Source organism: Serratia sp. BIGb0234 (assembly GCF_024809915.1).
In the GTDB taxonomy this organism is placed as follows: domain Bacteria; phylum Pseudomonadota; class Gammaproteobacteria; order Enterobacterales; family Enterobacteriaceae; genus Serratia; species Serratia liquefaciens.
This window is the reverse complement of record NZ_JANUEI010000003.1, coordinates 125092-147875: the sequence shown is the minus strand read 5'-3', so window position 1 is coordinate 147875 and position 22784 is coordinate 125092. Positions and strand designations below refer to the sequence as shown.

The 22784-nt window shown below is 55.3% G+C and carries 11 protein-coding genes and 1 pseudogene; 2 read left to right on the top strand and 10 right to left on the bottom strand.

The features are described from left to right. Nucleotides 1–61 precede the first annotated feature (61 nt). The 4 genes and pseudogenes from M2407_RS13470 to M2407_RS13455 form a co-directional block, all read right to left on the bottom strand. Nucleotides 62–442, bottom strand: coding sequence for a hypothetical protein (locus M2407_RS13470; protein ID WP_142816303.1), 381 nt, complete (start codon nucleotides 440–442; stop codon nucleotides 62–64). A 5-nt stretch (nucleotides 443–447) separates the two neighbouring features. After that, on the bottom strand, nucleotides 448–1947 hold the full coding sequence (locus M2407_RS13465; RefSeq protein ID WP_259218408.1) for a VENN motif pre-toxin domain-containing protein: 1500 nt from the start codon (nucleotides 1945–1947) through the stop codon (nucleotides 448–450). A 215-nt stretch (nucleotides 1948–2162) separates the two neighbouring features. Beyond that, a complete protein-coding gene (locus tag M2407_RS13460; RefSeq protein WP_020831919.1) occupies nucleotides 2163–2558 on the bottom strand; it encodes a DUF6911 family protein in 396 nt (131 codons plus the stop codon). After that, nucleotides 2555–4171 (bottom strand): annotated as a pseudogene (locus M2407_RS13455) (VENN motif pre-toxin domain-containing protein); the annotation flags it as partial. The gene M2407_RS13460 and the pseudogene M2407_RS13455, both read right to left, overlap by 4 nt. A 237-nt stretch (nucleotides 4172–4408) precedes the next feature. On the opposite strand from M2407_RS13455, the gene M2407_RS26260 reads away from it, so the two are divergent. Beyond that, nucleotides 4409–4582, top strand: a complete 174-nt coding sequence (locus M2407_RS26260; protein WP_310445680.1) for a hypothetical protein — start codon at nucleotides 4409–4411, stop codon at nucleotides 4580–4582. Then, entirely contained in the window at nucleotides 4498–4752 is a 255-nt protein-coding gene (locus tag M2407_RS26305; RefSeq protein WP_323113010.1) for a SymE family type I addiction module toxin, read from the top strand. The genes M2407_RS26260 and M2407_RS26305 overlap by 85 nt, the downstream gene beginning before the upstream one ends. A gap of 59 nt (nucleotides 4753–4811) precedes the next feature. On the opposite strand, the gene M2407_RS13445 is transcribed toward M2407_RS26305, so the two are convergent. From M2407_RS13445 to yhdP, 6 genes are all read right to left on the bottom strand, one after another. Then, nucleotides 4812–5138 (bottom strand): zinc ABC transporter substrate-binding protein, encoded by a 327-nt coding sequence (locus M2407_RS13445; protein ID WP_240504862.1) that lies wholly within the window; start codon nucleotides 5136–5138, stop codon nucleotides 4812–4814. A 14-nt stretch (nucleotides 5139–5152) separates the two neighbouring features. Beyond that, nucleotides 5153–14569, bottom strand: coding sequence for a hemagglutinin repeat-containing protein (locus M2407_RS13440; protein ID WP_259218405.1), 9417 nt, complete (start codon nucleotides 14567–14569; stop codon nucleotides 5153–5155). A 26-nt stretch (nucleotides 14570–14595) separates the two neighbouring features. Beyond that, nucleotides 14596–16269 (bottom strand): ShlB/FhaC/HecB family hemolysin secretion/activation protein, encoded by a 1674-nt coding sequence (locus tag M2407_RS13435; protein ID WP_259218404.1) that lies wholly within the window; start codon nucleotides 16267–16269, stop codon nucleotides 14596–14598. Nucleotides 16270–16556: 287 nt separating this feature from the next. Continuing rightward, on the bottom strand, nucleotides 16557–18002 hold the full coding sequence (gene tldD, locus M2407_RS13430; RefSeq protein WP_046372542.1) for a metalloprotease TldD: 1446 nt from the start codon (nucleotides 18000–18002) through the stop codon (nucleotides 16557–16559). Nucleotides 18003–18009: 7 nt separating this feature from the next. Next, nucleotides 18010–18870, bottom strand: a complete 861-nt coding sequence (nit1, locus tag M2407_RS13425) for a deaminated glutathione amidase (protein WP_020832065.1) — start codon at nucleotides 18868–18870, stop codon at nucleotides 18010–18012. Next, a complete protein-coding gene (gene yhdP / locus M2407_RS13420; protein WP_259218403.1) occupies nucleotides 18867–22682 on the bottom strand; it encodes an AsmA2 domain-containing protein YhdP in 3816 nt (1271 codons plus the stop codon). Before yhdP ends, nit1 begins: the two co-directional genes overlap by 4 nt. Between the last annotated feature and the right edge of the window lie 102 nt (nucleotides 22683–22784).

Here is a 22784-nt window from a genome sequence, read left to right as displayed (position 1 = left end):
GATCCCGGCCAGTTCAAGTTGGCCGGGATTCATTTGATAGATCATCGTTTATTTAGAAACGTTATTTATCAAGTTTTATACCTAAGCGAATCACTTCTGTTGGAAATAAGGGCTGTAATATTATTTCATTGTTAAAAATAAACAATTTTGGTGATAACGCTGTCACATCATAAATATTTTCAGCAATCAAGCTTAAACTTGTCCTAAAAACAGGAATACTAGCATCATCCACAAAAACGAATACTGCATCATTTTTTATATAATTTGCATTCAATAGTTCATTAATGCCCTCATAATCTGAGTACTCTATCTCCGACCAAGATACATTACCACTTACAAAAGGATATTTATTTAAAATATCAATAACATCCTTCTGATCCTGACCGTCAACTATACTAAAATCAGCACTAAGTGCTTCTTTACACTCTTCAAATAAAGTCATTTGCTCTACCTGTTTAGCTGTTTTAATATTGTTTCAAAAGATTTCTCATTACCATCAAATGGTATGACCTGCTTTATTGCCTTACCCGGCCCTTTACCTTGAGAATAATCCCAAATATTAATATGAGTACCTTTTTCAGGATCATAATCAACACGCCAACCTACTTTTCCATCTTTAGATTGACGACCAATAACCTTTCCATTCCCGGCGCTTATTTCTAGCCGTCCAATAACAGGCTTAGAATCCGCTCCTAGATTACCAACAAGATTTAATGCTTTATTTCGAGCACTTTCCCAGTTTTTCTCTGGTGTGAGAGTTTGTTCAATTTTATTTCCCGGTTGTGTCCCAGGCTTAACCTTACCAATCACACCAAGCGCCGCCAGGGCCTTACCACCAACCGCAGCACCCAGCCCTATCGCTTCTACCGCTTCCTTACCGTTCAGCGCCACCTTCACATAGTCCGGCATCGCCTGGTAAATCGCTCTGGCGCTATCTTCATTCTCTGCCAGCACGAACCGGTCAAGCTGCGCCAGGTCGTCACTGCTCAGATTAGAGAATACTGGCAGACGTTTCAGGCTGTTGGCAATATCCGAACCTGCACCGGCCTCTGACAACGCTCCGTTTGCACAGAACGGATTACCGGAACAACCTTCCGCTACCGCTTCTTCTCTGTTTTTCTTGCTGACCTCAGCATATTTCTCGTAAATATCCTGTTTGTCAGCACCGGTTTTATCAGCGGCCTCAAGCTCTTTGTGCAGATTCAGCACGTCTTTAGCGCTTAAGAAGTTATTCTCTACCGCATTCTTACCGGCCTGCGAAGCCGCTACCGCCCCTGCCGTACTGTCTGAAGCTATCCCCCCTGCCAGTCCTGCGGCCAGTTGGCTCAAAGCACTCACCTCCTGCTTCTCGCCTTCTGTCAGGCTGCTTATGTCACGGCCCGGGAACCTTATCTCTACTATCACCCGCGCGGCCAGCTCGCCACCGCCCGCACCCACCGCACCGGCTACCGCAGACTGGTTGTTCAGTTGCGCAGTTATCGCCCCCAATAACGCATGCGCCATTGCGTTCGCTGCCACGTTATTTTCACCGACCCGCGCCTTGATTTCTTTCGCCAGATACGGTGCCGCTCCGCTCGCCAAAGCGCCGGCCAAATTGTTCCCCGCCAACGCCTGCAGCGCGCCCGTTACCGCCTGTGCGGCCCGTTGCATATCGCTGCCGGTGCCGTATTTCTGCATCTCGGCCTGATATTCCGGCGTTTTACGCAACGCTTTCGCATCCAGCCCCGGATGCTTGTCCTTTGCCTTCTGCAATCCATTGATATCACCCTGGGTGCGGACAATATCCATCGTTTGCCCGGCGATTTCGCCGATCAGCTGCGCCTGCTTCAGCCGGTTCTGCTCTTTCTCCTTGTCGAAGATCGCCCCGATACTGCCATTGGCGTTATCCGTATCCCGGCTCAACGCATTCACATCTTGCTGCTGGTTGGCCCGATCGCGAATAACCACGCTACCGCCCGACACCGCAGCCTTGGTCGTGCCTTCTGCATGCCCTTTAGAACGGCAATCTGATCATCGACGATAACTGGCTCACCGAATACGGCATCACCAACCCGAAACCTCTGAAGATCACCGCCGCACCCGGTGTTATTCGATTACGGCGGCGAGAAGATGAGGTTTTTAGGGCTTGATAACACTCCCCCGGCCAAGGCTGGGGGAGTAGATTAGTTCAGAAGATCCGTTGATACATTGCCAGTATCGAAGAACTCCTTAAAGATCCTGACAACAAGATCGAAGTCTTTTGTAAGCTGACGCTCAGGCCAGTGATTACCAAGGATAATGATACTATCTCCTGATGATGACGTATTATCCCATATGGATCTTACATCACCTCCAGACTCATCATATTCCAGCAAAGTAACTAGATAAAAACCATTCTCTGCCTCAACACTGAGTCTCTCTGGCCCGGTATCTGGAGCATTAATAATCCTGATATTTACGCTACCGCTGCTATTCTTCAGAACATTTAAAAAATCGAGCACATCAGACCACAAAGGGGATTCATTTCTGACATATTCCTCACCAGAACATAAACGAGAAAGCTCATATTTTATTATCATTTTGCAGGCCCCTTATTTTCTATTTTTTTCATACCCTGCTGCCAGAACAGAACGTTACCTGTTGACTCTTCATAAATTGTCAGTGATTTAAGCCCTGCTTTTTCTGCCATGACCTTTACATCACTCAAGCAATAGTTGCAGACTTCTTTCCCTGCTACGCTCATTGCCATTTCGCGCCCTTGAGTCATTCCCTTATCATAAGCCTGCTGGATCACTCCCACTTCCGCATGGGTTGTTCCCATGTTTCCATTAGGGTGATTTTTATCCGGGCGCTTATCTATCTTAGCCTGCACAACATCATTGATGAGAGTCGGTTTATTAAAATCGGCTAACTGTGAAGGCCTTGCTCCCTGGTTAGTATCACTGAACTTATTACCATCAACATTTCCTTTCGCAACGACCTTCACATTCGCATCTACAATCTTGCCAAGTTGTTTCGCCGCTGCCGCACCAAGTACCGGAGTGACCGAAGCAACAATAATATCGGCTCCTTGCTTCAACTCGGCGTAATCTTTGGCTGTTGCGTAATCAACCCCTTTCGTGGTCATAAAGAAGTTGATCAGTGCGTCTTGGATCTGCTGCTGATTCTGCGCATCAACACTGGTGATATTCAGCAGGTTCACTATCTGGCCGTAAGCATCCGCGTATTGCTGGCTCACCTTCGAGTTATACGGCCCGGTTTCATACTCACCCTTGGCCGCGATAACCTCCAGTCTCGCCGCACCACAGGCCGCACTGGCTGCCGCACCATTTCCGCAGGCCTCGATCACCTTCTTGTCGCTGGCGATATCCTTTTCACGCAGTTCATTAACTTTCTGCTGGGCCTGCTCACGCTCTGCCGGGTCTTTACTGTTCTGGAGCTTCTGCTTCGCCAGCTCGAGCTCTGTCTTTTCAGACACGCTCAGGAAGTTATTCTCCACCGCATTCTTACCGGCCTGCGAAGCCGCTACCGCCCCTGCCGTACTGTCTGAAGCTATCCCCCCTGCCAGCCCTGCGGCCAGTTGGCTCAAAGCACTGACCTCTTGCTTCTCGCCTTCTGTCAGGCTGCTTATGTCACGGCCCGGGAACCTTATCTCTGCTATCACCCGCGCGGCCAGCTCGCCACCGCCCGCACCCACCGCACCGGCTACCGCAGACTGGTTGTTCAGTTGCGCAGTTATCGCCCCCAGTAACGCATGCGCCATTGCGTTCGCTGCCACGTTATTTTCACCGACCCGCGCCTTGATTTCTCTCGCCAGATACGGTGCCGCTCCGCTCGCCAAGGCGCCAGCCAGATTGTTCCCCGCCAACGCCTGCAGCGCGCCCGTTACCGCCTGCGCGGCCCGTTGCATATCGCTGCCGGTGCCGTATTTCTGCATCTCGGCCTGATATTCCGGCGTTTTACGCAACGCTTTCGCATCCAGCCCCGGATGCTTGTCCTTTGCCTTCTGCAAGCCATTGATATCACCCTGGGTGCGGACAATATCCATCGTTTGCCCGGCGATTTCGCCGATCAGCTGCGCCTGCTTCAGCCGGTTCTGCTCTTTCTCCTTGTCGAAGATCGCCCCGATACTGCCATTGGCGTTATCCGTATCCCGGCTCAACGCATTCACATCTTGCTGCTGGTTGGCCGTAAGGCCATTTCCGAAGAGGTAAAGATCCGTAACCATACGCTACATGCACTGTGGCAGAAGGCGGATTTGTTTCCGGACTCCGATCAGCAAGCACTGATCGCCGTGCTGGACAGTTTTGTTAAGAAGTCGATGGCAGAGCAGGTTATTGGATTTAACAGCAGACGTTAACTAAGCGCGACGGAGTGAGTTCGCACCTCGCCCCGCCGCTGACCACAACCAACTAAGCAGGAGTTGATAATGGCTGAACACGATATTAAGCCAGAAGTTGTCACAACTGAAGCCACGGAGCTAAAAACCCTAGGTTATACCGTGGGTTACATCCGCGACTGGAAGACCCACAACAAGGCCACTTCCATCACCCTGAAGGGGGCTGGCTCGATGACGCGGGATTTGAGACGGGAACGGCGCTGAAGGTGCGGGTGATGCCCGGTTGCCTGATGCTCACAACTCAGGAACTCCCCCCGGCCCCACCGCCCGAGCCGGAGATTATGCAGACGCTACGCAGGGTCTGTAAGCTCTCCGCTCGTAAGCAGAAGCAGGTGACGGAGCTGATCGAAGCGATCGGCAAGCCGCAGCGGTGAAACGGTAACTGACTGGCGTATATAGTAAAATCACAGCTGCAGGGCTGGGATTTCTTTTATTAAGGGCCAACCCACGTTAATTTAGACTTCAAATCCTCAGGCACTATATCAATTAACTCTTTTATATAAATAAGATGTTGATTATAATTGGGAGATATATCTTCATTACATTTCTCAAAATAATATCTCGCCTGATTATTTAAAAACCACACATCATGCTCCACCATATCTTTCTCTAAAATACTTTTAGGTAGATTATGTATAAGCTCAGTTTCAAAGTAGCAAGACATATCTCTTGCCTTCACCCAGCAATTTTGTGACTGAATACTTCTTACATAAGGCAAAACAAGATCAAACATCTTGGTATATATTTCTAACTTTGTCATTTCTATCATCTCCATCAACGCTTAGGCATAGGTACTGAGCCAGCAGGAGCATTTTTACTTTGGGTCCAAACGCCGTTCCTTAATAACTGATCAATATATTTCGCATCGCCAGTTTGTTTATATATTTCTTGAGCGGCGACCATCCGATGGTTTCCTTCAGTTATATAATAACGCCCCTGAGCATCAACATAGCCAGCAATTTTTCCTTTAGGATCTGTGAATTTAAAATCACCACCTAGCATATCTTTCTTAAGCTTATCGACATAATCAGGATTCCTTAATCCTACTTGTAAGCTTTTGATAGTTACAGGATAGGATTGTGATGTTATCGCAGCTTTTGCCAACTGAACCACATCTTTACTTATTTTCGCGAAGGAAGCTACCGCAGCCTGGTTTTCCGGATCAGATACGAACGCCGCAAACTTCGTCCATCCCGGACTGTTTACATCTATATTTGCCAGATCCTGGCCGTTCCACTGCTGAACATAGGCTTTGGCTTCCTCACTGGTCATTACATCTGCACCAATGTTGTTCAGCCAGCCAGGCCGTTGTGTCATGTCGTAGCCACCCAGGGCCGTTTCCTTGTCGATAACCTGAGCTTCCAGCGGGTTATCTTTCAGCTTCTGATCGGTTTCTACGCTTTGCCCGTCACTGACGGCTTTCCATTTATCAATAACCGTCTGGCAGTCACCACCGGATTTGCGACAGTCTGACAGTTCTTTATCAAAGGTCAGCGCCTGAGTGCTGCTTAAATGATTATTCTCCACCGCATTCTTACCGGCCTGCGAAGCCACTACCGCCCCTGCCGTACCGTCTGAAGCTATCCCCCCTGCCAGTCCTGCGGCCAACTGGCTCAAAGCACTGACCTCCTGCTTCTCACCTTCTGTCAGGCTGCTTATGTCACGGCCCGGGAACCTGATCTCTACTATCACCCGCGCGGCCAGCTCGCCACCGCCCGCACCCACCGCACCGGCTACCGCAGACTGGTTGTTCAGTTGCGCAGTTATCGCCCCCAATAACGCATGCGCCATTGCGTTCGCTGCCACGTTATTTTCACCGACCCGCGCCTTGATTTCTTTCGCCAGATACGGTGCCGCTCCGCTCGCCAAGGCTCCAGCCAGATTGTTCCCCGCCAACGCCTGCAGCGCGCCCGTTACCGCCTGTGCGGCCCGTTGCATATCGCTGCCGGTGCCGTATTTCTGCATCTCGGCCTGATATTCCGGCGTTTTACGCAACGCTTTCGCATCCAGCCCCGGATGCTTGTCCTTTGCCTTCTGCAAGCCATTGATATCACCCTGGGTGCGGACAATATCCATCGTTTGCCCGGCGATTTCGCCGATCAGCTGCGCCTGCTTCAGCCGGTTCTGCTCTTTCTCCTTGTCGAAGATCGCCCCGATACTGCCATTGGCGTTATCCGTATCCCGGCTCAACGCATTCACATCTTGCTGCTGGTTGGCCCGATCGCGAATAACCACGCTACCGCCCGACACCGCAGCCTTGGTCGTGCCTTCTGCATGCCCTCTATTGCCCGCGCCGGAAAGGGCCGCGCCCGCCAGATTGGTCAGCAGATCTGACCCCACCGGGCCGCCGCTGCTGATGCTGCCCCCTTGATGCTCGGCCTTGAAATCCGCCTGATTATGGATATCACTGAAGCCCAGGGTGCCGGTATCAAGACGGTTTTTCTCTGGCGCGGCAGTACTGGCGATGACCGCACCGTCCAACTGCGTATGCTGGTTAACCTTAATATCATAGCCGCCCTTGCCGGCAAATATACCGGTTTGCTCCTGCACGCTGTTATAATTGCTGTGCAATTTGTCATGGCTCATACTCAGACTCCCCGAGCCGCCAGCACCGATGATAGCCACACTGACACCACCACTGACGCTGCTTTGTTTGGCGTCATAGTTGTCGCTATCCTGCTGGCTTTGCATTATCAGGTTACCGCCGGTATCCACCTCCACCCTTTCGCCACTGATTTGTGCCCCTGACAAAAGAGTATTCCGGGTACTGCGCAGTGACAGCACGCCAACGGTGTCTATCTTCGCCTGAGTCCAAAACGTTCCATCACCATGCTCACTGCCCTGGCTTTTGTTGGCATTGGCGAAGACGCTCAATCCCGTCTGTTTTCCCACGCCAATGCTGACGCCGATATTGCCGCCGCTGCTCTTGTTACTTCCTTCGGTCTTCTGAGTATTGGCTGCGCCCAACAGCAAGATGTCACGCTCGGCGACCACGGTGGTGTTGCCCGCCACTTTAAACTGACCGCCGACAACGACAATGTCACCGCTGTCAGCAGTATTGCCCTTGCCGGTTGCAGTCACCTGCATATTATTACCGGCACTGAATGTTGAACCGGCGATGCTCGTTTGTTCCTGATGCTGTTTCGACGACGATTTCTGGCCGCCAAGAGAAATACTGATCCCCACCATGCTGCCTTCTTCAGTATCGGTATCGCCGACTTTTGCCAGTCGACCCGCCTGAGCGGCCTGCACGCCGAATAATGCCGCTTTGACCCCCTGTAAGGCAGCCAGTCGACCATCGGTCTCCTGCTTTGCCTGTTGGGCCGTTGTCACCGCACTATTAATCGCACTGCCCACCGTACCGGACAGCGCCAGACTCAGGCCACTCTGTTTCTGTTCGAAGGCTTCGTCACGACGACGAATATCCTTACCCGGGTCGATATGGACGCTATCCCCCGTCACCGACAGATTCTTATCCGCAATCACATCTGCGCCACTGATATGCACCTTGCCGCGCGCTTCGATATCCACGCTGCCGCCGGTCGAACCTATGGTGCTGACGCTCTGGCTTTGGGTAGTACCATCTTCGTTCAATTGATGACGAGAAGATTTACTGCCGATGGTCACGCCGATGCCGCCACCGCTGAACACGCCGCTGGTTTTTTTCTCGTTCAGCCGGTAAAGGGATTGCTCCTCGGTGGCGGCAAAAATATCGATGGTATTATCGGCCTTTAATGTGACCTGGCCGTCACCCACTATCGTCGAACCCCGTACTGTCAGGTCGTTACCGGCGTTGAGTAAAACGTTGTCGCCACTTAGTACCGCTCCTTTCTCATGGGTCGCGTAGTCCTCCTCCACCGTATGGGTGGTGGTTTTGGACATAAACCCTTTCTTGACCTTAGTCTCTTCGAAGAAGCTGTAGTCACTTTCAGTTACGCTGTCCACCACGATATTACGGTCGGCGTTAACCACAAAATCTCCACTTACCTGTGCCTGAGTACCCTCGAAGATGGCATCCTGGCCAGCATCAACGCGCAAACTGCCGCCGGCGATTTCGGTGACCTGTTGGCGTATGGACTCCTTCACCCGCAGCTGGCCGCCGCCGTGGCTTGCCTGATACTCCCGGTTTTCCACGCTGTTAAGATTTACGTCTCGCTTGCCACTCAGAAGGATGTCGCCGTCACCCACCAACACCGCCGCCTGCGAGTTCAAATCATGCTCGGCATGTAGCGTCATATTCCCACTACTGGTGATAATGCTGCGATCGGCACCGCTGCTGATGCGCTCGCTATTACTGGTTTTATCAATGGATTCCGTGTGATTGACAAGCAGGTTGATATCACCCGTCGCCTGCAGATTCATCGTGCCATCAGAGGCGATCCTCGCGCCGATAACATCGATATTTTTGTCGGCACGCATGATCAACGCATCTTCTGCGCTAATGACAGCAGTATCGCCAACTTCGGTACGCGACAGCGACAACGTCTGGCCGCCCTGAGTCCCTGTGGCATCCCACTGGCGAGCCTGAGTTTTATTGATAATGCTGCCATCCAGACTTTCAATCACGACCCGCTTGCCGCTGATGGTCGAGCCGATATTGCTGATATCGCCAATGGCGCTGAGCTGCAAATTGCCGTCGGCGTCGAACAGCCCCTGGTTAAGGTTGCTGATACCCGTTTTACTATTAACGTTGAGCCGTTCACCACCTTGTAGCGAGCTGCCGTCATTACGAATACTGCCGCCGTTCAGGTTAACGATATTGCCGGTGATCACGCTGCCATTGAGCTGGGCTGCGTCACCTTTGGCCAAATAGAGTTTTGGCGCCAACACCGTCTGGCCGTTAATCGTTACCTTCTCCCACCAGACGATGCTTTTATCCAACTGCGCAACCTGGCCCGGCGTCAGGCTAACGCCAAACTGCAAGTTCAGGCCGCTCTGCGCTTGTGCGGCGTTGTCGATCAACTGCTGCATCTGCGCCAAATCGGAGCCGATACCGTTGAGATAGCGCTTGCCGGTCTGGCTGAGCATGGCGTTGCTGATATAGCGGGTATCGAACGCCGCATCCCCCAGGAACCGATAGTCGTAGTCCGGATTAAGTCGCAGCCGATCGAGGAAGTAGGCCGAACCGATAAACTGTTTTTCATCGGTAAAACGGCGGTCGTTTTCACGCGGAGCGGCACCCGGCTGTTGGCCCAGCATGGCGTAGAGATCGTTGAACAGGCCGTTATCCAACTGCCCCAGGCCGTCCAGTTTCGGGTTGGTGGTGATCAGGTATGGGCTATTGGGATCCGCGCTGACGACAAAACGGCCGCTATCCCCGCCCGGCAGTGGGTAGTCCGCCAAGGCTACGGCGTTATTACCCAGCGAGCCCAAGGCCGCCTGCAGGTTGTCTTTCCACTCCGCTGAACCGAAGGCAACGCTCTGATCCGCCGCCAGATCCTGCTGTTGAACACCGCTGATAACCTCCGGCTGCTGCAGGCTGTCCAACGTTGGTCTAGCCAGGGTATGGCTCAGGCTGCCGGCGTTCGGTGTCACCATGCTGTTGCTGATATCGTCGGTAAAGCGGACGTTAATGGCACCACCGGCCTGGATCACGCTGCGATAAACAGCGGTGTTTTCGTTCTGGTACTCTGGCTGTCCGGTTAAGCGGTACTGAATGGGGGTATTGACGTTATCACGGATGTAATTGCCGCTCTTTTTGAAGTCAGCCAACGAGCGGTGCTTGTCGAAATCATACTGTGCGATTTCGCCGTCATAACGGTAATTCAGGTATTTATTCTGGCTTCCTGCCTGGGTGCTCTCATTATTCAGCGAGCCGCCACTCAGCGAAATATCACCATTGGCCAGCATGTCGCTGGCAATATTTTCAAAACGCGTAATGGTGCCGACAATGTCCTTTCCTGCGGCAATTCGCCCAGCGCCCCCGTTCGCAGTGACGGTTACGCTGGAGGATTCAACCAGGATCTTTTTATCAACGGCAGGCGCTTTAGGCGCTAAATAATAGTAATCATCAACGGAACCGTTGCCATGCCCCATGCTGCCGCCGGTGCGCACCGTTTTGATGTAATAACCGAGCTCGCTTTCAGCCAAATCCCCCAGTTTCATATTGACCAGCGTCTGGCCATTCCACAGCGGATCTTTCGCCGTCGTCTGCTTTTCGGTGCTCACCGACCAGCCATCACGCTGATTGAGCAAATGCGCGGTGTTGATCTGAATATTGCCATTTTCGGTCTCGATGGTGCCGGAGGTATTGACGATCTCACTGTTGGCATTGCCGGCCACGTCTTTTTGCATCCACAGGTTGTTGCCCGCCAGGACGTCGCCACGCTGGTTAGTGATACGTTCCGCCAACAGTTGCACATCGCCACCGCCGTACAACATGCCGATGTTGAGCAGATGGTTAGCCGCGCTCAGCAGCAAATTGCCGGCGGTACCGATAAACCCGTTATTATTGATGTCGCCACGGCTCAGCAACTGTACCCAGCCACCCGACTGCAGACTGGCGGTGCTGGTTTGCGTGATGCCGGCGGCTTCGATCCGCACGTCGCCGCTTCCGCCGCGCAGGGTACCGGCATGGGTCAGTTGGCCAGCGCTACGCACATCGATGCTCTGGCCCTGGAGGGTACCCAGCAGCACAACATCGCCGTCGCTGCTCAGGGTCAGCTTTTTACCTGCCGCCAAAGTGCCATTCTGGGTGAAGGCTTCCTTTAACGTCAGCGTAATATTGCCCAGCGCCACCAGTTGACCGTACTGATTCAGCAGGCTGTTCACCAATGTCGCATCGCCACCGCTGAACAGCTTTCCGTTCTGGTGGTTATCAATCTGCCGCGCGTTAACGCTCATCTGGCTTGTCGCCAATAGCGTGCCGGTATTATCTAGGCTGCCTGTCTGCAGCGTTAAATTGCCGCCCTGCAGGGTTCCCATATTATTCAGAACATCGAGCGTAAACCGGGTATCTCCGATACCGCTCAATGTGCCGCTGTTATCCAACCGGGTGCCCCTGAACGTCAGGCTATTGGCCTGCAGCCAGCCGAGGTTATTCAGCGAAGGCGCTTGAAGATCCAGTGCGCCGCCGACGATCATTTTGCCTGAGTTGATCAACTGGCGATCCAACCGCAATACGCTGCCGCCATCTCCCTGCAGATCCCCAGCGTTGTTTAGCTCTGCCGCCTCTACCCGCAGGGTTCCCAGGCTGCGCACCGTGCCACCAGCCAGGTTATGGAATATGCCACTCAGCTTGGCCTCCAGATTTTTCTGCCCCTGCAGCCTGCCGGTGTTGGTCAGTTCAGCGGCTTTTAACGTCAACTCGCCCGCCTGTACATGGCCCTGATTGTTCAAGGTCTGCGCAGTCAGATCCGTTTTCCCACTGGAGAAGATCTTGCTGCTGGTTTCCGTCTTGAGGCTGTCACTGAGATCCAAATGGATCCCTCCCGTGCCCGCCTGCAACACGCCTTTATGATCCAACTGCTGAGCCGCCAGCCTGATGCTGTCGCCCTGCCATACTCCGTCGTTATCGACGGTCGCCGCCCCTACCGTCAGTTCCCCTTCGCTGAGCAACTTGCCGCTTACTGTGCTGTTCAGATCCTTTTGCAACTGCAACGCCAACTGCCGTAGACCAATCAGATTGCCGCTGTTGTTCACCGTGTTGGCCGTGACGGTGGTCGCCGCACCCTGCGCTTCCCCCTGATTGCTGATGCTGTCGGCCGAAAGCTGTAATGCGCCTTCGCTCAATACCTTGCCGTCGTTATTCAGCGTGGCAGCCGTCAGTTTCAGTAGCCCCTGGCTCAGCACTTGCCCACTGTTGTGCAACGTCTGTTCAACCGTTGCCGTCAGCCCATTTTCCCCCAGGGTGCTGCCAGTGTTGGCCCAACCTTGTACGCCGATATCAATGTTCTGTCCCTGTAGCTTACCGGCGTTATTCAACCGTTCCCCCTGCAGCGCCAACGCCCCCCCGGCCAGCACTCGCCCTGCCACGCGGTTTTGCAGATCTTTCGCTGTAATCTCCGCCAGCCCCTTGGCCTGTATCAGCCCACTGTTCTCCACGTCTTGCGCCGTGAGCTTCATGCTGTTTGCCGCGAGGGTGCCGGTATTGTTTAACGTTGGAGCCTTTAACGTCAGCGTATTGTCCGCCACCAGCTTGCCCTGGTTGTCCACCTTTTCACTAAAGCTCAGCTCTACTCCGGAGGCGCCGATCTGCCCACTGTTGACCAAGGTAGTGCCATTCACCGTCAGCCGTTTGCCGGCCAGCAGTTCGCCTTGTTGATCGAGCCGATTTACCTTCAGCGTGAAGCCATTATCGGCCTGCAGATGCCCTCGCTGGCGCAGTGAACCACCGCGCCAGTCAATGTTAAGTGCATTGATTTGGCCGCTGTTATCGGCCGTCGCAGCGGAAAAGTTCAAATCCCCCAAGGTGTTAAACACGCCCGCCAACTGCGCATCCTGCGTAATTTTTAACGCCATGCCCTGTTTGGCCTGGGTGCGGGCGCCTGTGGTAGTCGACAAATTCTGGCTGTCCATCGTCAGGGCGAGTTCGCTGGAAAGCAGCCCGCCCAACCGCACGTCATTAGCCTGAATGACAATATCGCTATCACTCAGCAGCGATGAGCCTGCAGCTGTGCTCAGTATGCCGCCGTTGAGGGTGATGCCCTGTTTGCCGCTGGCGCGGCCCGCCAGCAAGAATTCCCCGGCCTGTACGGTTAAGGGGCCATCTGCAGACAGGGAACCTGCCACGTTAAGTTTGTCGCGCACGCGCAGCTCAAGCTGCTGCCTGGCCCCGATGGCCCCCTGGTTATCGACGCTTTTAGCCGTAATCCGCTGAACACCGCCCGCTTGCAACTGCCCCCGGTTATCAAGCCGTTCGCCGATCAGCGTCTGCGTGCCCTGTGCCTGTATCCGCCCGCTGTTGTCCAGGCTCTGTGTCTGAATGTGGCTGTCGCGGTTGGCGGCCAGCTGGCCGCTGCTGCTGAGGTTATTGGCTTGCAGGTGCAGATCGCGCCCGGCGGTCAGAACGCCCTGCCAGTCGCCGTCACCGTTAAGCGTCATATTGATGTCGCCTTCGGCAGTCAGGCTGCTGTCTTTAGCGCTGCTCAGGCTGCCTGCGGTCAGCTGCAGTTTGCCGTCAGTACTGGCTTTGCCTGCCTGCAATTTGCCTGCGGCGGTAAGCTGCATATCGCCTTTGGCGTTCAACGCGGCCTTGTCCAGGGCCAGTTCACCCCGGCTGTTCAGGTTCATCGCCTGGCCGGCCTTATGGTTGCCGCTCAGCGTCATTCCTGCCGCCGTAGCATTCAGGCTCCCCTCTGCCAGCGTATTATTCAGCCGCAGTTGCCCATTGGCATCCAATTGAATATCGTCCTCACGCGCGTTGAGGTTGCCGAGGTTGACCCCAACGCCTTTTTCACTGGAGACCAGGTGGATACGGTTGGCGTACATGCCACCAAGCGCACCAGTATCAATCGCCACCTTGGGCGCGTCGCCGCTGCCTGCAATCGCCGTGGCCTTGCCGGTAGCATCTACCCGGTTGGCCCCGAGCGTGATGCTGAGGTCCTTGGCGTGCAGTTGCGCGTTAATCTCGGTTGCGCGGGCGATCAAGGCAAATTTTTCGCTCTTGCCGGCGTCCAGCCCTTTACCCTGAATGGTGATTGCCCCCTGGGTGACTTCCAGCGCCTGCAGCTTGCCGTCAGCACCCAGCACCGGCTTGCCGGTCGTCAGCGTCGCGTTGGGGGTATTGATAAAGCCGCAGCCGTCGCAGGTGATGCCATAGGGGTTGGCAACCATCACGCTGGCCTGCTTGCCCGCGACCTCCAGGTAACCGCGCAGCTGTGAGGGGTTCGGTGCCACCACCTCATTGATGATGCCCTGCGCTTCCCCGCCGGCCTGCAGGTTGGGGTTGTTCTGGATCAGCCCGCCAAGCTGGCTCTGATTGAGCTGGCCAGTGGCGTTGTTGAGGATCGTCCCCTCTTTGCCAACGTTGAAATCGTTGTATTTGTTATGCGAAATACCGGCCTGGTTCGGCGTGGCAATATTGATCACCGGCACACCATTGGCGGCCTGATCCACTCGGGTATTGCCTTCGGCTACGTTAATGCCCTCGGCCAGTACAGGCAGCAACGGTTGCCCCGCCAGCAATGTGCACAGGGTATAACTCAGCAGGCGCTGCGTGGTATTAAGGTTTTGATTATCACTATGTTTCATCCTTGAAACCTTCCTGTGCGTTAGCGTTAAATTACGATATTGACCCGGTAATAGACCGAAACACGATCCGGTTTCATTCCATCCGGGTAAGCCAGTGGCCAGCCGACGGTCAGTTGACTGCTGAAATAGCGGCTACGGCTCCCCAGGCCCAGGGCGCCGCCCCACAGCGTCCCCGAGGCATTGGCATCCAGCGCGTCAAGGTGCAGATAGCCGCCGTCCACCGCCACCAGGGCGTTAATACTGCCGACATACGGCAAGGTCACCAGCGCCCGGTTAACTTCATTACGCCAGTAGCCGCCCTTGTCACCGGAAAGATACTGCTCCTTGAAACCACGTACCGAGCTCTCACCACCGATGGTCAGACGTTCGCTGCCGTATAAGCGGTGATTGCTCCACTGGCTGTACAGGCTGGTGAGATAAGTCCAATCTTGCGCCAGCGGCAGGTAGTAGCTGCCGGAAAGCGAAAGTTTATGAAATTCGGCGCGGGGGGCTTCCTTGATTTTTCCGCTGTCGTTCTCTGCCCCTAGCCACGGCACCCCGCGGCTGTAAGCCGGGTTCAGGGTGGCGAAACCGCCCAACAGCTTTTGGCTGTGGCTAACACCCAGCGTCACGCTGGTCAGTTTGCGGCTGCTGCTTTCCAGCCGGGTGTCATTGAGATAATTGCGATTGATGCGGTGCGTGACCCCCAGCGATAGGCCGGTTTTCATTTCGCCGTCACGGAACAACACCCGCGAAACGCCCAACCGATGGATCTGGCTGTCACCGCTGGAACGCCAGTCAAAGCCCTGGTTGTTGAGGGTAGCCAGGTAGTCGCTGTAGGAATAGTTGTAATCCAGCGTCCAGTAGCCGTAAGGCAAGCTGAGGCCGGCCTGCACGCTGCGCGCATTGTGATCGTTGGCAAAATCGCTGCTGCGGGCACCGGCGACAAACCATTGATCCGCCAGCCCCAACAGGTTATTGCCGGTCAGCGATCCGTTGATCTGACCGGCACCGGTACTTTTTTGCCCGCTGTTGTCGAACCCTGCCCCCAGCGTCAGAGGAAACTCAGGTTTGGCGCTCAGATTGACCACCGAGTAACCCGGCCGGCTACCCGGCAGAATTTCTATCTGTACCGGCTGCTGACGCAGTCGGTTGATCTGTTCCATGCCCTGTTCGATATCACGCAGATTAAGAATATTGCCCTGCAGGCCCGGGAAGGCCATTTTCAGCATGCGATCGTCTCGTTGCTCCAGCAGAACGTTCTCCAGCTTGCCCTCCAGCACCAGCAACCGCAGCTCGCCGCGCGACAGATCCTGTTCGGTCAGGAATGCGCGGCTGGTGATATAGCCACGGTTGATATACCAATCGGAGATTTGCTGCACCAGCGTCTGGACTTGGCCCAGATTCAGACATTGCTGCAGATAAGGCTGCGTGAGTTTACGTTGTGCACTGGCGGGCAGATGATCCGCGCCTTCCAGCCGGATATGGGTGATGCTAAAACAAGGTCCGCCAGCGTTGGCGTTGGGTGATGCAGGGGGCGGCAAGGCCGGCGTCAGGCTACGTTGCAGCTCCTGCCGCTGCTGCTGGTTTTGCTCCAGCAATTCACGCTGCTGTTGTTGAATGGTGTCACGATCTGCCGGGCTAAGCAGGTTAGCGCACGCCGCGGAGGAAAAGAAAATGCACAGCAAAGCTGTCGAAAGCCGTTGAGTCACTGAATCCATTCAGAAGATCATCCGTGTGTTTTTTCAGCATTTTAACGACGGAAGGAAGAATGTAACAAGCTGTGAATCATTAGCTGGAGAGGCAATTAGGGCAATCGATACAGAAAGCTCTTAGGGAAAACCGCAGAAAATAGCTTCAAATAGTTAAATCTAATTTATTGATTTACTGAGGCTGGGAAAAACAGTGAATCGCTCTTAATTTAAGCAAAGCCAACTCATTGCCGTTAATGCGATGCAGGCCGCAAAATGGCGTTTGATAGGGGCCGGGATCCGGCCCCAGGAGACGGTTACGCGGTACCGCCAACGGTCAGGGTGTCCAGCTTCAGGGTCGGTTGGCCGACGCCCACCGGCAGGCTTTGCCCCTCTTTGCCACATACACCAACGCCTTTATCCAGCGCCAGATCGTTGCCGACCATTGAAATCTGCTGCATCGCCTCGATACCGGAGCCAATCAGCGTAGCGCCTTTCACCGGTTTGGTGATGCGGCCATTTTCAATCAAATAGGCTTCGGTGGTGGAGAACACGAACTTGCCCGAAGTGATGTCCACCTGACCGCCGCCGAAGTTAGGCGCATACAGCCCGTACTCGACGCTGGCGATGATCTCTTCCGGCGTCGACTTACCCGCCAGCATGTAGGTATTGGTCATGCGCGGCATTGGCAGGTGCGCATAAGACTCGCGGCGGCCGTTACCGGTCGGTGCAACGCCCATCAGGCGCGCATTGAGCTTGTCCTGCATGTAGCCTTTCAGGATGCCGTTCTCAATCAGCACATTGTACTGACCCGGTACGCCTTCGTCATCGATAGCCAGTGACCCACGACGCCCTTGCAGAGTACCGTCATCCACTACGGTGCAAAGCTCGGAAGCCACCAGTTGGCCCATCTGACCGCTGAACACCGACGTACCGCGACGGTTGAAGTCACCTTCCAGGCCGTGGCCTACCGCCTCATGCAGCAGTACGCCTGGCCAGCCTGCGCCCAACACCACCGGCATATTGCCCGCCGGCGCCGCAACGGCAGACAGGTTGATCAACGCCATGCGCACCGCCTCTTTGGCGTAGGCATCGGCGCGAACGTCACCCTCGACGATTTCCAGGAAATAATCATAGCCAAAACGACCGCCGCCGCCGCTGGAGCCGCGCTCACGCTTGCCGTCTTGTTCCACCAGCACGCTGACGGACAAACGCACCAAGGGGCGCACGTCCGCCGCCAGGGTGCCGTCAGTAGCAGCGACCAGGATCTGCTCATATACGCCGGTGATACTGGCGCTGACTTCCTGTACGCGCTTATCGGTAGCGCGGGCCACCTTATCAACGCGATGCAGCAAGGCGATTTTTTCTTCACGCGGCAGGCTTTGCAGCGGATCAAGCAGCGGGTACAGCGCCTTATGGCTGATTTCGCCCAGGGTATGTACCTGGCCGTTGCCCTTGTCACGTACGATGCTGCGCGCCGCCTGCGCGCTCTGCTGCAAAGCGTTCAGGGTGATCTGATCGGCATAGGCGAAGCCGGTTTTTTCGCCGCTGACGGCGCGCACCCCGACCCCTTGGTCGATATTGTAAGAACCATCCTTGATAATGCCGTCTTCAATCACCCAGGCTTCATGGTAGCTCGACTGGAAATAGAGATCGGCATAATCGAGGCGGCGTTCTGCCAGTTGCCCCAGGACGGAAAACAGGTCTTGGTGGCTCAACTTATTCGCAGCAAGTAACTGCTCACTGACAAACGTCAGGCTCATAATTTTTTCACTCTTTAATGGAGGAGTTTTTTTCAAACGGCGCCGTCAGCGACATCTGGAATCTGTTGTGTTGCAACACCGGCATCTGCTCACGAATCGTTTTGAGGCCGGTAGTGTCAACCCGCACTTTCAACGCCGAGACCGCATCCGCGTTTTCGGCCAGCACCTTGCCCCAACCGTCTACCGCCAGCGAGTGACCCCAGGTGCGGCGAGTCGGGCCATGGCTGCCGACCTGCGCCGGCGCCAGGATCACACACTGGTTTTCAATCGCCCTTGCGCGCAGCAGTATTTCCCAGTGCGCTTCGCCGGTCACGCGGGTAAAGGCTGCAGGCACGGAAATCAGTTCAGCGCCCTGCGCTCGCAACGCCTGGAACAGCGCCGGGAAGCGCAAATCGTAGCAGATGGTCATGCCAAGCCGACCGACCGGGGTATCCACTACCGTGAGCTGTTGGCCATGTTGATAGGTGTCCGACTCACGATAATGGCCGTGGGAGTCGTTAATGTCCACGTCGAACATGTGCAGTTTGTCGTAACGCGCTCGGATCTCGCCCTGATCGTCAAACAGCAGGCTGCTGGTAGTGATAAGCGCAGGATTTTCGCGGCTGACCAGCGGCATGGAACCGACCAGCAACCACACGCCATAGCGTCGCGCCATTTCACGCACCGCGTTTTGCAACGGCCCGTCGCCCTGTTGCTCCGCATGCTCACGATAGGCCGCAGAGTTGGCGAACAGCAGCGCATTCTCCGGCGTCATTACCAGTTTTACCCCGGCATTGAGCTGCTTAATCTGCTGTTCAATCTGGGCCAGGTTGTCACGCACCCGATCGCCACTGCACAACTGTAACAACGCAACGTTAGCATTTCTCATGACGCCTTATCCTCCTTTGGCTTACGCAACACCTCATTGATCTTCGGCTGATCCAGGCTGCCGCCGATATGGTAACGAATCAGCGAAATCTTGTTCCACAGCGGCCCCAGCACTTTGGACGCGGCAAACACCGCAGCACCAACAATCGGGTTAATCACGAATGCCGTCGCCACGCCGACGGTGGCTGAAATTTCCGGCGCCACCACCGCTTCCATATCAATCTGCCGACGCGCCAGGTCAATTTGCCCGCTCATGGCAATATCCGCTGCCAGTCCGTCAACCAAAAGGTTATCGGTATGCATTATGCCATCTTTCAACCACGAGGTGCTGCGGATGGAGTCAAAGTAGAAGCCTTTGCCGAAGGTATCGCTAAAATCGAACTGTAGCTTGCGTAACAGGGCATCGAAGCTCACCAGACGCAACAGCTGGCCGGCACGACCGCCGCCCATGCTGTCGATTTCGCCCTTGCCCATATTGATTTTCAGCGCGCCACTCAGGGTATTCAACTGCGGTTTCCACGGCTGGCCGCGCCAGTAGAGATCGAAATCGACGTCATAAGGTGCGCCTTTCAGCGGCGTGGTGATGCCGAAGAAAGCCGCGGTTTCATCAATTTTGGCACCCAGCAGTTTACCTTTCAGCGAGCTGCGCTCTTCCTGGGCATTCTGTTTCCACAAACCGCTGGCGGTCATGCGCCCTTTGCCGGTATCGACTAACCCGTGCGTCAGCAGGAGGGTATCCCCCTGATTGGTCAAATCAGCCTCAACCTTGCCGAGGTTCTGCCCCATCACCCAGCACGACTTACAGCGCAGCATCAGCGACGGCCAGTCGCGGAAGGAAACCTTGTCTGCGGCCACCTGCGCAGCTGCGGTCGCCGTCGGAGTGCTCTTAGCCGCGTCAAACTGCGGGTTGTAATAGAGATAATTGATATCGGCGCGCCACGGCCCCCGGTCCGCCACCCGTAAACTGCCATCAACCTCATCGCCCTTGGCGCTGACCAGCGTGGCCCCCAGCTGCTTCTCTGCCGACAGCGTCAGCTTATGCCACGCCTGACCGCCTAGCAGCAGCTGTGGCGTTTTTAGTGCGACGGTGGTCGGGAAGTTAAATCCGCCCACCTTGCCCATACCGCCACTTTGTTTCAGCGCCGGTGCCATCAGGCCCAGCCATTTCTCACCGTCCAGCGGCGGCAGGTTAAGCGTCAGCGATTTTCCGTTCGGTAACGGTGGGGTTCCACTACCAGCGGTCTGCCAGGCCGCCCGTGCCAGCGTGACCTGCTGTTTGGCGAAGGTCCATTCGCTGTTGAATTTGTTTTGTTTGCCAGCACTGCCGGTCAGCATGAATCCATTCAGGCCACCTTTCACTTTTACGCTCAGCGGCAATGGCTCACCCGCCGGTTTATCTAATGGCGAAGGTAAGTGACTACTTACTTTCTTAAGATCCGCATCAACGCCAATGTCATAGCTGGCCGCGCCCTGATGAGGCAAGACGATGGCCACCTGACCCTGCCAAGGGGCGCTGCCGCTCAGTGCATCGCTCACTTCCTGCGGGATGCCAGGGAATTTGCCCGGCTGCCAGTCAGCTTTCAGGCCAACGTTGACCTTGTAATCGTTTTTCCCTTCCTGAGTGTTGAAATCCACCGCCACCGGCTGTCCAAACCAATTGGCAGACAGGGTATCGCTGCTCAGGTTGCCGTTATCAAAACGGAACTTGCCGCTGACCTTTTGCAGCTCACTGTCGATAGGCTTCACCAACAGTGAGTTATTGTTCAGCGCGACTTCACCGGTGGCGCGCACCAGCTCGCCGTTCAAGGGAATATCGAGGTGTAAGCGCCCACTGACATTACCACCAATCTGCAGTTCGTCCAGGGCCGAGCCCAATGAATCGTGCAGCGGAGTCTGTTTGAAATAGTCATGGATTTCCCCCCCCTGGCCCGCGACCTCGGCATCCACCAACAAACGCTCTTTCAGGTAGTCCGGAATGACGGCGCTGACATTTTTGCCATCGACTTTACCCAATTTGGTTTGCGGAGCGTTCATCCACAGCCCTTCATTGGCGAAGTCGAGATCGATAGCCAGATCGGTCAACGCCGGCCAATCCGGTTGGAACTGGAAGGTGGAATGACGCAGCGGGACAAACACCTCAAACTGACCTTCGTTTTTGCGGTACGGGAAATGCTGCGGGTCACCGTTGTAGATCAGCGTGGCGTTATCCACCTGCCCACCCTGGATGGCGCCGCTGAGGTAATCCACCAGATGCTTGCCCATCAGGGGCTCAGGGAAGTAGCGCCAGGCGTCCGCGCCGTCGTACAGACGGATACCTGCCAGAATATTCAGCCACGGGTCGCCTTTGGCCGGCTGCTGATAGCGGAAGTCACCGTTAACCCACAGCGATTTGGCTTTCACATCCAGGTTTTGGCTCGCCAGTTCCCAGCCCTGGTCATTGTTCTGCCAGGTCAGAGCCCCCCGCGCGCTGCTGATTTCCAGAGGTGCCCGGAACATATCGCCGTACGGCAGGGTGCTGTTATTGAGATCAAGCTGCAGACGACCATTTTCCACACCGCCACTCAGTGCGCCGGAGAAGTGATTCACGCCGGGCAACAGTTTCCAGTGCTGCCAGCTGACGTCCTGCCAGAGGGCCTGGAAACGCGTTTTTTCCGGTTGTTTCAGCGGGATATCCAACGCCAGCGCGTTGACCTTGCCTTGCGGCTGCAGATCGTTCCAGCGATCCAACACGTCCGGGCTGAGGAAAGAGAAGGTCGGCAGTAGCGCGGCCAGGCGCTCAAGCTGAATGTCAGTGGCGCGCACGCGCAGCTCTTCGGTTTGCCCTGGGCCCAGGAATTCGGTGTTTTCCGGCAACCACAGCGCAGACAGTTTACCCTGTGGCCAGGCCTGACCGTCGGTGGCCAGGTTCAACTGCGGAACGTCCACCTGCCAGCCGGTACCCTGACGGCTGAGCGTCAGCGCCAGATTGTCCACGTCGAGCCGGTGAGCTTGAGTCCCCACGTTCCAATTGGCCGCCCCCTGTTTCAGTAATGCACTGCCGGTGGCGATTTCACCATTTTGGATCTGCAGCCAGGCCGCCAGACTGAAGTCTGCGCTTTCCAGCCCGGTATTGGCGCGCAGCCAACGGGTGAACCAGGGCTTCATATCGATATTGTCGGCCTGCATATAGACAGTGCCGGTATTCAATAGCCCTTGGTTATCACGCAGATCCATGCGCAGTTGCACCACACCATGCTGACCGTTCAGCGTCGACAGGCTGATCTGCCCTTCTGCCCGGTGACGATCGCGGCCGTTCAGCCAGGTCAACTGTGGGATTTCGAATTCGGCACGCGCGCCGGCGGGCGTCAGGAATGAGATGCGGCTGTCGCGCAGGTCGAAATGATCCAGCTGATGCAGCAGCAAATCGGTGATTTTACCCGGTTCGATGGTGCTACCCTGGTGCTCATCGCCGCCCAGCGTGGTGTTAAGATCGAACTGGAGTTGGTGAAAGGTAAGATCGCGGAACTGCCAGCGCAAATGCAGCAGCGATTGCCACACGTCCAGCGCCAAGGTCACGCGTTCAATCTTCAGATTGCTTTTGGGCAGCGTGGCGCGCACGTTGCGCATTTCAAGCTGTGGGCCAAAAGTTTCCCAACTGCCCTGGATGAAATCGACCTGTACGGGCACGCCGGATAGGCTTTCAACCTTTGCCAGCAATTGAGGGCGATAGTTGTTCAGTTCAGGCAGCACCAGACGCAGCCCGCTGATCAGCAACGCCACGATGACAATCAGAGTGGCGCCTGTAGCTAACAAAATCCCAGGCAGTCGCCTCACGCAGTTCTCCTTGCTTCCGCTGCCTGGCAACGGGAATATCTATGCACGATGGGGCTCAGTATGCTGAGCCCCACTCATGTCTGACTTTAGCCACCAACGGGC

What these genes read in the sequence shown, in the direction of transcription:
- M2407_RS13470 (WP_142816303.1), bottom strand. Translation starts at nt 442, where the DNA reads ATGACTTTATTTGAAGAGTGTAAAGAAGCACTTAGTGCTGATTTTAGT.
- M2407_RS13460 (WP_020831919.1), bottom strand. Translation starts at nt 2,558, where the DNA reads ATGATAATAAAATATGAGCTTTCTCGTTTATGTTCTGGTGAGGAATAT.
- M2407_RS26260 (WP_310445680.1), top strand. Translation starts at nt 4,409, where the DNA reads ATGGCTGAACACGATATTAAGCCAGAAGTTGTCACAACTGAAGCCACG.
- M2407_RS13445 (WP_240504862.1), bottom strand. Translation starts at nt 5,138, where the DNA reads ATGACAAAGTTAGAAATATATACCAAGATGTTTGATCTTGTTTTGCCT.
- M2407_RS13440 (WP_259218405.1), bottom strand. Translation starts at nt 14,569, where the DNA reads ATGAAACATAGTGATAATCAAAACCTTAATACCACGCAGCGCCTGCTG.
- M2407_RS13435 (WP_259218404.1), bottom strand. Translation starts at nt 16,269, where the DNA reads ATGGATTCAGTGACTCAACGGCTTTCGACAGCTTTGCTGTGCATTTTC.
- tldD (WP_046372542.1), bottom strand. Translation starts at nt 18,002, where the DNA reads ATGAGCCTGACGTTTGTCAGTGAGCAGTTACTTGCTGCGAATAAGTTG.
- nit1 (WP_020832065.1), bottom strand. Translation starts at nt 18,870, where the DNA reads ATGAGAAATGCTAACGTTGCGTTGTTACAGTTGTGCAGTGGCGATCGG.